Source organism: Dokdonella sp. (assembly GCF_036518555.1).
Lineage (GTDB): Bacteria > Pseudomonadota > Gammaproteobacteria > Xanthomonadales > Rhodanobacteraceae > Dokdonella_A.
This window is the reverse complement of record NZ_DATDMY010000035.1, coordinates 1-11,481: the sequence shown is the minus strand read 5'-3', so window position 1 is coordinate 11,481 and position 11,481 is coordinate 1. Positions and strand designations below refer to the sequence as shown.

Sequence of the window (11,481 nt, the reverse complement as noted above, 5' to 3'; positions counted from 1 at the left end):
GTTCGGGATGTGAGGAAAAGAATCCCGCACCGACCCACGCTCTCCCACGATCTTCGAGATCCAAGGGCAATCGGTCTGGTGCGGGTAAAAGCTAACTTACAAGGGCAGGGTGAGGGCCATCGGAGCGCGGCTAGCAAGAGCGCGCCGTGCTTCGCATTCGCTCACCCGCCGCGCTGCGCGCGTCGTCCCCTCCCGCAAGCGGGAGAGGCGGCATCGCTGGGAGGTGTCACATTTCCGCGCCCCCATGCGTCCAGGCATCGACTGACGGAGAATATGCCCGTGGATGCCGCAACGACCCTGTTCGAAACCCACCGTGCGCGCCTGTTCGGGCTCGCCTATCGCATGCTCGGCACGCCCGCGGACGCCGAGGACGTCGTGCACGAGGCCTGGCTGCGCCTGCATGCGCAGGCCCCCGTGGCGCTCGACGATCCGGAGGCCTGGCTCGTCACCGTGACCACGCGCCTCGCACTCGATCGCCTGCGCCGCGCGAAGGCCGAACGCGAGCACTACGTCGGGCCATGGCTGCCCGAACCGCTCGCGGACGAGGCGGATGCGCCCGACGCGACGCTCGAGCGCGGCGAGTCGCTGACCCTGTCGTTCCTGCTCCTGCTCGAACGCCTGAGCCCGGAGGAACGCGCAGCGTTCCTGCTGCACGAGGTATTCGACTACAGCCACGCCGAAGCTGCCGCGATCCTCGGCATCGCCGAGGACGCATGCCGCCAGCGCGTGCATCGCGCGAAGGCGCGCCTGCACGAAGGGCGGCCGCGCTTCCAGGTCGACGGCGCTGCGCAGCGGCGCCTGCTCGAGCGCTTCGTCGCCGCGATGGCCGAGCCGCGTCTCGACACGTTGCGCGCGCTGTTCGCCGAGGATGCGGTGCACGTCAGCGACGGCGGCGGTGTCGCGCGCGCGACGCTGCATCCACTGCATGGCGCCGACCGCCTCGCGCGCCTGTACCTGCAGCTCGCGCGCAACCTCGCCGGCGTGCGCTACGAGTTCACCACGCTCAACGGCGCGCCCGCGTTGTTCATGCTCCACGGCGATTCGCTCGCGAGTGCGATGTGGATCGAGTGCGACGACGAACACATCACCGCGATCCATGCACTGCGTCATCCGGAAAAGCTCGCGCGCATCCACGCGGTCACGAATCCGGCCGCGTCGGCGTCCTTGCATTGAAGCGGCCGATCCCGGCTGCACGCAGTGCCAAGGAGCCTTCCATGACCCGTTTCGCCATCCAGCGCCACTACGCGTCGATGCAGCCGCTGATCGATCTCGGCAAGCGCGTCCACGACGCCGGCCGCCTCGAACAACCGCTGATCCTGCTCGTCCTCATGCGCGTGTCGCAGATCAACGGCTGCGCGTTCTGCCTCGACATGCACAGCAAGGACGCGCGCGCCGCTGGCGAGACCGAACAGCGCCTGTTCCTCTTGCCCGCATGGCGCGAAACCACGCTCTACAGCGAACGCGAACAGGTCGCGCTGCAGTGGGCCGAGGAACTCACCGAACTCGAAGGTGCCGAACCCGTGTCCGATGCGCTGTACGAGAAGGCCACGAAGGTGTTCAACGAGGCCGAACTCGTCGACCTGACGCTGCTCACCGTGACGATCAACAGCTGGAATCGCATCAACGTCGCCGCCCGCACGATCGGCGGGCATTACAAGCCGATGTCGCATTGATCGCGTAGGCGTGCGGTGCACGCCTCACGCCGCACGCCATCGTAGGGCGGGTCGAGCCGCACGAGCGGCGAGTCCCGCCGGGCGAGTCACCGCGCGCCCACACGGACAACGCCCGTAGGAGCGCACCCTGTGCGCGACCGCACCCATCGGACCGCTCCGCGACAGCGGTCGCTCACGGGGCGGGCTATCGTTTCGTGGGGTGTGAGGCTTCAAAGCGCGGAGAGCGCGTCGCGGGAAGCCGCTGAAGCCGCGATGCTCCTTCAACGACGCTCCGCCCGTATGAAACGGTGGGACGCGCGACCGACACTGCCGCGAAAGCCGCGGCCTATCGCGCGCTGCGTCCCACCCTATGCCCCTGCAGGAGAGGGAAGGGTGAGGGCAAGCGGAGCACAGCCGTTCCGCCCGCAAGCGCGCGCTTCGCCTTTCCCTCGCCCGCCGCGCTGCGCGCGTCGGCCTCTCCCGCAAACGAGAGAGGCGAAAGCCGCTCAATCCATCCGCACCGTCTTGCCGTGCTTCATGACCATGAGCGGATGTTCCGTCGCGCGGATGTTCGCGAGCACATCGCCGGGCACGGCGACGATGTCGGCGTACTTGCCCGCCTCGAGCGTGCCGCTGTCGCCGTCGACGCCGAGCAGCTTCGCCGCGCCCTGGCTGCTCGTCATCAACGCCGCCGCGGGCGACATGCCGAGGTCGACATAGTCGCCGAACTCCTCCGCGTTCATCCCGTGCGGATACACCGCCGCATCCGTGCCGAACGCGATCGGCACGCCGATCTTCAATGCGTTCTTCATCATCTCGCCGTGCGCCGCGTATGCCGCGCGTGCCTTGCCCGCGATCTTCGGCGGATACGTGTCGGCCTTGCGGTTCACCCACAGTTGGGTCATCCGCGTCGGCACGAGGTAGACGCCCTTCTGTTTCATGAGCTGCAAGGTCGGCGGGGTGAGGAAGCTGCCGTGCTCGATCGAATCGATGCCGGCTTCGATCGCCTGCTTCGCGGCGAGGTCGCCGTGCGAATGCGCCGCGACCTTGCGTCGCCATGCGTGCGCCTCGCTCATGATCGCGCGCAACTCGTCGGGCGTGAGCTGCGGCACGTCGACCGGATCGGACTCCGACAGCACACCGCCCGACGCGCAGATCTTGATCACGTCCGCGCCGTACTTCATCTGCTCGCGCACCGCGAGGCGGCACGACTCCGGCCCGTTGCACACGCCTTCCATCGTGCCCGCCGGACGCAGCCGGTCCGGCGGCGCGGGCGAGCTGTCGCAATGCCCGCCGGTCGAGCCGATCGCATGCCCTGCCGCGACGATCGTCGGACCTTCCGCGAGACCATCGCGGATCGCGTTGCGCAGCGCGACGTCGATGAAGTCGGCGCCGCCGACGTCCCGTACCGTGGTCACGCCCGCGCGCAAGGTCGCGCGCGCATTCGCCTCCGCGTGGTACGACTGCTCCACCGACGAACGCAAGGTGTTCTCGTAGAACGCCTTCTCCCAGTTGTCGTCGTGGTCCATCGTGAGATGCGTGTGCGCATCGATGAAGCCCGGCACGAGTGTCGCGTCACCGAGATCGACGACCTTCGCATCCGCAGGCACCGCCACATCCTTGCCGACGGCGAGGATGCGGTCGCCCTTGACGATGACGAGGCCGGGCGAGGCGAGGGTGCCGCTCCTGCCGTCGAACAGATGGGCCGCCTTGAGGACGGTGGTGACGGCGGCTGGGCCGGGCGCGGTGCCATCGCTTGCGGCCTGCGCCGCCGATGCCAGCACGAGACCCGCAACCCATGCGATGCGTCGCTGCATGACGTGATTCCCCGGGGGAGTGGGTCTGCAGTGTAGATCGAGCCGATGCGGAACGGCATGCGGGCGTGCGACGGGACGGCGAGCGAGCGTGCCGCCGTGGCGGCCCGCCCGCGTCCCCGTCGCAGCGCTGCGCCAGGTTCCCCGCTCGCCGTCGGACCACCTGTCCGATACGGCGGGCCGGGCGCGCATCGAGCTCGGCCGGTCGCCGTGCGGCGAAAGGCGCAATGCCGCAGGACTCTCCCGATGTAAAAAAAAAGCCGCGCAAGGATCCGGACAGAGGGGGGAGGAATTCCTTGCGCGGCTTCGACTAACCCTCGAAACCGTCGCCGAAGATCAGGTCGACGTCGATCGCGAGCGGGCTCGACGGGACGCTGACGTTGCCGGCGACGTCCGCCGCGGTCGCATCGATCTCGTGCACGCCACCCGCGCTGAAGTGCAGCGTGCACGTCCAACTGCCGCTCGCATCGGCGGTGGCCGTGCAGAGCAGCAGCGTGCCTTCGTGGACCGCGACCGAGGCGTTCGGCTCGGTGGTGCCGCCGACCGCGGTGTCCGGTCCGACCGGTCCGCCTTCGCCGCCGAGGCCGGGCGCGGCGACATGACGATCGACGACGACGTCGACTGCGCCGCCTTCGGCCGACGTGAGGCCGTTGCGCGTCGCGCGGGCCGCATAGGCATGCGTGCCTTCCGCCACGCCGTCCAGGCTGACCTCGTACCCACCGTTGCCGCAGAGGATCGCTGTACCGACCGGCACGCCCGCGTCGTCGAGTTGCACGCTGTCACCGTCGACGCACGTGCCCGCGAGAACGAGCGTGGCGGCATTGGTGATGCGATCCTGGTTCGACACGCCGCTGTCGCTCGCGGCCGCGAGCTGCGGTGCGGCGAGCGTTGCCGGCAGCACCACGCGCCAGTCGCGCGACACGTTGCCGGAGTTGCCGGCGATGTCGCGGGCGACGATCGCGAGCTGGTGCGGGCCCGGGGCCAGGCCCTGGAACGATACGGTGTCCGCGCAGGGCGCGGCGGCGCCGCCGTCGAGCGCGCACGTCGCCGTCGCGTCCGCATCGAGCACGAACGCGAACGTCGCCGCGGAGTCGACCACGTCGCCGCTCGGCCCGGCCGTGACCACGGGTGCATCGATGCTGCGATCGATCGTGACGTCGAGTGCGGCACTCGGCGCGCTCGTGAGGCCGTTGCGCGTCGCGCGAGCCCGCAGCGCATGCACGCCTTCCGCGACCCCGGCCAGCGGGATCGCGTAGCCGCCCGCGCAAACGGCCGGCGAGCCGAGCGGGCTGCCGTTGTCTTCCAGCCGCACGCTGTCGCCGTCGGCGCAGCTGCCGAGCAGCACGAGCGGATCGGCTCGCGTGATGCCATCGCTGCTCGAGCTGCCGGTGTCGCTCGCCGCATCGAGCAACGGCGCATCCGGTGCGTCCGGCAGCACGACGGTCCAGGAGGCCGACGCACTGGCGCTGTTGCCGGCCACGTCGCTCGCGCGCACGAGGACGCTATGCGCACCGGGCGCGAGTCCGGTGAAGGTGGCTGGACTGCTGCAAGCGCTCGCGGCAGCGCCGTCGAGCGAACAGGTGGTCGTGGCGCCGGCGTCGGTGCTGAACTGGATCGTCGCCTGGCTGTCGACGACGTTGCCCGATGGGGCCGACGCGATCGTGACGCCGGGAGCGATCGTGTCGATCACGACACCGATGGACGCCGAGTCGGCCGAGGTGCTGGCGCCCTGCGTCGCGCGCGCAGCGATCGCGTGCGGGCCATCGGTCAGGGACGAGGCCGGAACGAGGACGTATCCACCGCTCGCGCAGGCCTGGGTCGAGGCGGTCGCGACGCCGTCCACGACCAGCACGACCGTATCGCCGTCCGTGCAGGTGCCGACGAAGCCGGGTGCGGCCACGCGGGTGATGTCGTCCGAACTGGAGGCGCCCGTGTCGTCGGCGGCGCGCATGTCGGGCGTGCCCGGGGTGGTGGCGGACGCCGCGACCTGGCGCTCGAACGCGCCGATGTCGCATCGGCCATGGGAAACCCGCGCGTAGCCCGGGCCGCGCTGGTCGGTCGCGAGCGCATTGCCGCGGTAATCGGTGCAGCCGGCCGGGTCGGCCGCGTCGAGGGCCGGACTGGCGTCGAGCAGGCTCAGGGTGCGGGTGGGGCCACCGTTGTCCGCGAGCACGTCGAGGCCCGCATCCACGCCGGTGAGGTTGTTGCCGCTGAACACGCAACTGCCGGCCTCGATGACGTCGTAACCGCCGACCAGCGTGCCTCCGCCGGCCGTGCAATCGTCCGCGGTGCTGCTGGCGGGCGTGCCGCGCTGGTTGTCACCGAGGATACTGTTGAGGACGCTCACGTTCCCGCCATCGACGCGCAGGCCACCGCCGTTGGCCGATGCACTGCCGCCCGATGCCGCGCGGTTGCCGGCGATCGTGCTGCTGCGGATCTCCACCGTCGCCGTTCCGGTCAGGTAGATGCCGCCACCGTGGTACGGCGTGCTGTTGGCCGTGATCGTGCTGTCGAGCACGCGCAATCCCGCGGTGCTCTTGATGCCGCCGCCGCCGCTGAAGCCGCCCGTGGAGGTATTGCCGGCGACGAGGCTGCGCGCGATCTCGACGGTCGAGTCCCCGCCCGCGAACGCGGGGCCGAGGGTGAGCGCTCCGCCCGTGCTGCCGGCGCTGTTGCCGCTGAACTCGCTGTCCGCGATCATCATGCGGCCGGAATCGGCGACCGCGCCGCCGTTGAGCGCGGACCGGCTGTTGCCGATCTTGACGTGATCGAGGGTGACGAAGTCGTTGTTGGCGAGGTTGTTGCCCGATGCGCGGATCGCGCCACCGTCGCCGAAGAACGACGAACCGCCCGAATTGCGGATCTCGAGGTCGGCGAAGTTCGCGGTGATGCGCCCGGTCGCGGCGTTGGCGCCGCTCCCGTTGGGGTCGATGTCGAACGTGCGTTCGTTCGGGAACACGCCGGGCGCGAGCGTCGCGGCGGGATCGATGATCGTCTGGCCCACGCCGGACCCGTAGATGCCCATGCTCGCGTGGATGTCGAGGTCGCCGGTGGCCGCGCCGTCTTCGCCCGACCCGGTCAGGGTCATCGTGTAGACGCCGGCCGGCAGCAGGATCGCACCCGGTTCGAGGTTCGCTTTCCTGATCGCGGCGCGCAGGGAGCACACCGCGCCCGGGCAGCCCGCGAGCGTGAGGGCGGCGTCGTTCTGCACGGTGACGGCATAGACGGGCGCGGCGCCGACCGCGAAGTTGAGCGTGCCGCCGAACGTCGTCGTGCCGTGGGACAAGACCTCGAACGAGTACGTCGTCGCAGGCTGCAGGCGCAGTCCTGCGATCAGCGACTGGGTGATGCCGACGCCGTCGTCGTTGCAGCCGCCCATCACCTGCGTGAAATTCCCGGGCGAGCCGGTGTAGACGTTGACGACCGTGTCGTAGTCGCTGCCCTGGGTGGACAGGTTCAGGTACTCCACCTGGGGACCCGTCGTGTAGCGATACCAGACCGTCCCGCGCCCGGTACTCCCGTACGCACCCACGAAGCAGATCGACACGGGATCGGTCGCCTCCACCGTGGCCGCATTCGTAGCGACCCCGAGGTCGGCGAAGGGAAGGGAACCGATCACGGTGGCGCCGGACCAGTTGTCGTTCGACTGGGCCAGCGCGAGCGGGCATTGCAGCAACAAGGACACCGCCAGCGCGGCAGCCTGGCGATACGGCGACATCGACATCTCGGATCTCCCCTGTAACGTCGCGACGCGCACCGACGGCCGGTGCGTGCGTCCGATCGTTGCGAGCGTGCGGCGCGCCGTTTCGGGGGGAATGACGAAACATTCACCGAAGGATGACGGAACGCTAGAATCCTGGTCTTGAGGGCGCTTGTGACGGCATCGGCGGGCCCCGCCGTTCCGCGAGCGCCCGGGTGTGAGGCGATGTCAGCGCGGTACCGATTCGATCATTTCGAGCTGCGGGTCCCCGAGCGGGAGCTTTATCGGAACGGCGCCCTGCTGTCGGTCGAGCCCAAGGTGTTCGACCTGCTCGCGTACCTGGTCGCCCATCGCGACCGTGCCGTCGGCCGCGACGAGCTGATCGCCGGGGTCTGGGGCAGGGTCGACGTCGCCGACACGACGGTCGCCCAGGCGATCCTTCGCCTGCGACGGGTGCTCGACGCCGGCGCGCGCGACGCCGTACGTACCTTGCCGCGGCACGGTTACCGCTGGATCGCACCGACCGAGGTGATTCCCGCCGACCCCGCCGCGCCGGCACCGCCAGCGCCGGAAGCACCCGATGCGCACGCCGACGCGGTGCGCGTCGATGCCGCACCGACGGAACCCGAAGCCATCGCCACGCCTGCGCCGGTCCGAGCGTCGCGTCGGCGCTTCCTCCCGCGCGCCCTCGCGGCGGGCACGAGCCTCGCGATCGCGGCTGCCATCCTGTGGGCGGCGTTCGGAGGCGGCGGCGCGGATCGGCCCCGGCTGGCGATCCTGCCCGGCGATTCGACTGCGAGCGGATCGTCCCGGCTCGACGATCTGGGCGCATTGGAGCTGCTGCGCCGCGACCTCGTCGCCGCGCCCGATGGCCCCGTCGTGCTGACGATCGATGCGGTCGCGCGAGCCCTGGCCGATCCCGGCGTGCAGGGCGAGGACGTCGCGCGATTGCCGGAGCGACTGCGCCGGAGTACAGGCGCGAGCGACGTGCTGGTCGTCGACGTGCAGAGGGGCGGCGACGGGATATCGGCGCGCGCGGTCCTCCACCGGTCCGACGGGATTCACGCGCTGGCGCCGGTGCAGGACGCCCGGCTCGATCGCGCCCTCGGCCGCCTGGCCGACGCAACCCTCGCTGAACTCGGCCGCCCGCGCGGTGCAGCCGCTGCGGTCCAGGGCACGGATGCGCTCGCGCAGGCCCTGGCCCTGCAGGCGCAGGGTCGCATTCGCGACGCGCATGACGCGCTCGAGCGATTGAACGCGGCCACGCCGAACGATCCGGAGATCCTCTCCGACCTCGGCAGCACCGCTTGCGCGCTCGAGCGGTACGAGGCGTGTCGCCGGCACGTCGCGGCGGCGCTCGCGTTGCCCGCGATCGACGATTGGCAGCGCGCGAACGCGCACCTCCTGCTCGCCAGGCGCCACATCGACCTCGGTGAGGACGAAGCCGCGGCGACCGAGGTCGCTGCGGCGGAAGAAGCCGCGGCCGCCACGTCCGATCACTGGCTGCAGGCCCGCGCGCTGCAGCTGCGCCAGCTGCTGGCGATGAACGCCGATGACGATGCCACGGCGCAGGAGCTCGCGCGCCGGGCCTTGACGCTGTATCGCCTGGTCGGCGACGCGGCCAGCGAAGCCGACGTCGAGCACGATCTCGGCCGCCACGCAGCGGGGCATGGTCGGCTCGACGACGCCCTCAACCACTATCGCGCGTCGCTGCGCTTGAGCCGTGCTCGCGGCGACCGCGCCCGTGAGACGCGCGCGTTGTCGAGCATCAGCAAGGCGTTCGGTGCCAGCGGTCGATACCGCGAGGCCAACGACGCCGCTCGGGAGGCGCTCGCGGCCGCCGAGCTGCAGCAGGATCCGGCCGCGCTGCGGTCCTCGCTGCTCAGTTCGGCCTGGGCGGCGATCCAGGTGGGCAAGCTGTCGGATGCGCGCGAAACGGTGCATCGCGCGCTTCGCGATGCCCCTGCCAGTGCGCGCGCGTCGATGTACGCCCTGCTCGGGATCATCGATGCCGCAGGCGGCCGTTACCGCAACGCAATGGCGAGCTGGAGCGAAGCCCTGTCCGTCGGTCGCACGAGCGACCCCGAGGATCCGATGGCCGCGGTCCACCTGGCGCTCGCGTATGCCGCCCTCAACGATGGTGACGTCGAGCGCGCGCGCGCGGAGGCGGCGACGCTCGTGGACATCTCTCGTGCGCACGCCGACGCGAGTGGATTCGCCGACCATGCGGCGGCGCTGTTGGCGGCGCACGACGGGCAACTCGAGCAGGCGTCACAGCGCTACCGTCGCGTCTGGCGTTCCGCCCGATCGAGTGGCAGCTTGAACCAGCAGATGCTCGCCGACTACAGCGACGTCCTGTTCCGCCAGGGCGACCTCGGCGCGGTCGAAGCACTGCTCGGAGAACCTACGCTGCCGGCGCAGGAAGGCTACCTGTACCAACTGGTCAAGGCCCGCTATCTGCTGCGTTGCGGACAAGGCGTCGCAGCGCGCGCCGCCTTCGATCGCGGTCTCGAACTCGCGGGGGAGCGCTACCACGCGCTCGTCGACGTCACGCGCGGCGAACTCGCGCCGCCGCCGCCGGGGGCACCCCTGGCCACGCGCTGAGGCGCAATCGGCGTTACGTCGCGCGCGCAGGCTGTGACGCGCGTCGCGCCCGTTCAGCGCCGACCGATGCGCCTCGCCGACCCGGCGCCCCGGCCAATGCAGTCTCGAACTCGCGCAACGCGTCGGCAGGGCGACCCGCTTCGAGCAGCAAGTCGCCGAGCTGCTCGCGCGCGGGCACGATCGGGCCAGGCGTGACCGGCAGCTTTTCAGCGGCATCCTCGGTGTCGGCGGCGCTGCGCAGGTGCGCGATCGCTTCGTCGGTCTTGCCGTTCGCGAACAGCTGCCACGCCCGCGCGGAGTCGGCGAGCGCACGCGTCTGCGTCCCCCAGTAGGTGTTGCCGGCCGCGTCGAGCTTCGCGACGCTCGCGTCGATCGCCGCGATGTCGGCATCAGCGTCCTCCGGATGCTTGCCACGTGCTGCGCCGACCGCGCGTGCCCAATGGACGATCGCGGCGGCGTGCGGCTCGGAATCGGGCAGCGGTTCGAGCTTTGCGGCCTCGGCCCACTGGCGACGCTCGATCGCATAGCGCACCGGCATCGCATTCGCGGCGTAGCCGATTTTGAATTTTCCGGCGCCGAGGCCGTGCATCGCGGCGAGATCGTCGACGACGCGTTTCGCGTCCGCGTCGCGGCCGAGCTGCAGGTAGGCGTAAGTGAGGTAATCCATCGCGTGCAGTTCCTCGCCCACATCGCCCGCGTCGTGCGCGGCCTTGCGTGCGGCGAGGTTCGAGGCGACCGAGTCGTTCCAGTCGCCGAGCCGCGTGAACACGTGCGAGGGCATGTGCAGCGCGTGCGGCGCGGACGGCGCGATCTTTGCGTACGCGCGCGCGGCATCGAGGCCGCGCGGCGCGAGCTCGGCGCTGTCGTAGGCATGGATGAGGTAGTGCGCGAGGCCGGGATGCTGCGGATAGCGGCGGTAGAGCGGTTCGAGGATGTCGGCCGCACGCTTCTGGTTCGCATGCGTGCGATCCGTCGGCGGCGCGGTCGCGACGAGCGCGAGCGCATGGAAGATCTGCGCCTCCGGGTCATCGGCGAAGCGCGCGGCGACGTCGCCCATCGCCCGTTCGTACGCCTTCGCGCGTGTGGCCTGCGGCACGCGCTCGTAGTCGGTGTAGTACGCCGCCGCCGCCTCGATGAATGCGCGCTCGCGCGGCGATCCCGTGCCGAGGCGGCGCGCCTCGTCGAGTTCGGCGCGACCCTTCGTGAGGTCCGCCGGTGCCGGGGCTTCCCAGAGTTGGTGGTAGAGCGACATCGCGATGCCCCAGTGCGCGATCGCGCAGGTCGGATCCGCGGCGGCGACATCGCGGAAACCCTTCTCGGCTTCGGCGTAGGTGAACGAATGCAGCAGCGCGAGCGCGCGCTCGAACCGCGGCTGCACGCTCGCCGCGCAGGTCGTCGGGAAGATCACCGCACCGAGCACCTCGGGCGCGGGATGCGAGGCGTGTTCGTGCTGCGCGTGCGCGGTCGCGGCGAACGTGCACTGCAGGATGAGAACGGTCGTGCGATTCATGCGCGCTCCCCGCGTCTCCGGCATCGAACCGGTCACCACTGTAACGCCGTTCGGGCACTCGTTGTGACACAGGGTCCGCGTACGGAGCGAAAGACTGAAACACGAAGGACACGAAGGACACGAAGGTAAAGCGATTCAAAGATTGAATCATGGAGCACACAGAGCACACGGAGGAAAAGCTTTTCTTTCGAAATGCTCTCT

The 11,481-nt window shown here is 70.4% G+C and carries 6 protein-coding genes; 3 read left to right on the top strand and 3 right to left on the bottom strand.

The features are described 5' to 3' along the window. Nucleotides 1–279: 279 nt before the first annotated feature. Together sigJ and VI238_RS02255 are read left to right on the top strand one after the other, a co-directional pair. Nucleotides 280–1,173 carry an RNA polymerase sigma factor SigJ gene (gene sigJ, locus VI238_RS02260; protein ID WP_331648002.1) on the top strand — a complete coding sequence of 298 codons (894 nt, stop codon included), beginning with the start codon at nucleotides 280–282 and terminating at the stop codon, nucleotides 1,171–1,173. Between the two features lie 41 nt (nucleotides 1,174–1,214). Next, entirely contained in the window at nucleotides 1,215–1,673 is a 459-nt protein-coding gene (locus VI238_RS02255; protein ID WP_331648000.1) for a carboxymuconolactone decarboxylase family protein, read from the top strand. A gap of 485 nt (nucleotides 1,674–2,158) precedes the next feature. On the opposite strand, the gene VI238_RS02250 is transcribed toward VI238_RS02255, so the two are convergent. After that, entirely contained in the window at nucleotides 2,159–3,469 is a 1,311-nt protein-coding gene (locus VI238_RS02250; RefSeq protein ID WP_331647998.1) for a metal-dependent hydrolase family protein, read from the bottom strand. 307 nt (nucleotides 3,470–3,776) lie between these two features. Then, nucleotides 3,777–7,190, bottom strand: coding sequence for an Ig-like domain-containing protein (locus tag VI238_RS02245; RefSeq protein WP_331647996.1), 3,414 nt, complete (start codon nucleotides 7,188–7,190; stop codon nucleotides 3,777–3,779). Between the two features lie 201 nt (nucleotides 7,191–7,391). Between VI238_RS02245 and VI238_RS02240 the strand changes: the two genes are divergently transcribed. After that, complete coding sequence (locus VI238_RS02240; RefSeq protein WP_331647994.1) at nucleotides 7,392–9,770, top strand: winged helix-turn-helix domain-containing protein; 2,379 nt, start codon at nucleotides 7,392–7,394, stop codon at nucleotides 9,768–9,770. A gap of 13 nt (nucleotides 9,771–9,783) precedes the next feature. On the opposite strand, the gene VI238_RS02235 is transcribed toward VI238_RS02240, so the two are convergent. After that, the gene (locus tag VI238_RS02235; RefSeq protein WP_331647992.1) at nucleotides 9,784–11,280 is read right to left on the bottom strand and encodes a hypothetical protein; all 1,497 of its coding nucleotides are present in this window, start codon (nucleotides 11,278–11,280) and stop codon (nucleotides 9,784–9,786) included. Between the last annotated feature and the right edge of the window lie 201 nt (nucleotides 11,281–11,481).

Excerpts from the sequence above, each read along its gene's own strand:
- VI238_RS02250 (WP_331647998.1), bottom strand. The coding sequence starts at position 3,469 with ATGCAGCGACGCATCGCATGGGTTGCGGGTCTCGTGCTGGCATCGGCG.
- VI238_RS02255 (WP_331648000.1), top strand. The coding sequence starts at position 1,215 with ATGACCCGTTTCGCCATCCAGCGCCACTACGCGTCGATGCAGCCGCTG.
- VI238_RS02245 (WP_331647996.1), bottom strand. The coding sequence starts at position 7,190 with ATGTCGATGTCGCCGTATCGCCAGGCTGCCGCGCTGGCGGTGTCCTTG.
- VI238_RS02235 (WP_331647992.1), bottom strand. The coding sequence starts at position 11,280 with ATGAATCGCACGACCGTTCTCATCCTGCAGTGCACGTTCGCCGCGACC.
- VI238_RS02240 (WP_331647994.1), top strand. The coding sequence starts at position 7,392 with ATGTCAGCGCGGTACCGATTCGATCATTTCGAGCTGCGGGTCCCCGAG.